Genomic DNA, 409 nt, shown 5'->3' on the forward strand with positions numbered 1-409 from the left:
TACCTTCAGCAGTTTCGTTTGAGGCAATAGGAACATAGTAACTTCTACCTGCAGCAGTCATTCTTTGTGGCTGAACTCCGTGGTCTTCCTGAAGTACACGTACTACAGAAGTAGCTCTCTTCACAGAAAGATCCCAGTTGTCCTGAAGAACTGCGTTTCTAATAGGTTGATCATCTGTATGACCTTCTACCATGAATTCGATATCCGGACGGTTCTTAACTACAGTTGCAACTTTTCCAAGTACTTCTTTTGCACGTTGAGTAACGTTATATTTTCCGCTTTCGAATAAAAGTTTATCAGAAATAGAAACGTAAACAACACCTTTCTCAACATTGATCTGGATATCCTCGTCACTCATGTTTCCAAGAACTCCTTTAAGGCTGGTAACAAGTGCAAGAGTAACAGAATC

At 40.3% G+C, this 409-nt stretch carries 1 protein-coding gene; it reads right to left on the bottom strand.

Going from position 1 to position 409, the window contains the following annotated elements; all coding sequences use genetic code 11:
• The coding region (locus tag HC175_RS19570) for an OmpA/MotB family protein (RefSeq protein WP_168139793.1) at window positions 1–409 on the bottom strand (409 nt) is incomplete at both ends.

Source organism: Salinimicrobium oceani (genome assembly GCF_012037645.1).